Origin of the sequence: Arenibacter lacus (genome assembly GCF_008711145.1) — a bacterium.
Taxonomy (GTDB): domain Bacteria; phylum Bacteroidota; class Bacteroidia; order Flavobacteriales; family Flavobacteriaceae; genus Arenibacter; species Arenibacter amylolyticus.
The window spans coordinates 1-414 of the sequence record NZ_VVIN01000260.1 but is presented as its reverse complement, the minus strand read 5'-3'; the positions used below and the strand labels follow the sequence as shown (position 1 = coordinate 414).

Below are 414 nucleotides of genomic sequence, written 5' to 3'. Positions count from 1 at the left end.
TTATTTGGCGCATTTACCATCACGGCCCAAGAAGATAAAATTATCCCATTGCCCATTGCCGCGCAGAAGGACACCATTGTTGCCCCGCTGATTCCAGATCCAAAATTACAGGACTCTATTGCTGTGGCCGATTCTACCAAAATAGATTCTACTGCCGGAAAGCAAGCCTTGCTCTTGGACAAAATCAAATACCGGGCCAAGGATTATGTGAAAATGAGCAAAAAGGATCAGAAAATCTACTTGTACAACGAGGCAGAGCTTTACTATCAAGACACCGAGCTAAAGGCAGGGGTCATTGTCATGGACTACACCAAAAATGAGGTCTATGCTGGTCGGATAAAGGACTCACTGGGCAATTACACCCAATTACCGTTTTTTAAACAAGGGAATAATGAGGTAGTTCCAGATTCCATA

Annotated in this window: 1 pseudogene; it reads left to right on the top strand. The window is 43.7% G+C overall.

The features are described 5' to 3' along the window. A pseudogene (locus F1E73_RS17410) lies at positions 1-414 on the top strand (LPS-assembly protein LptD); the annotation flags it as partial.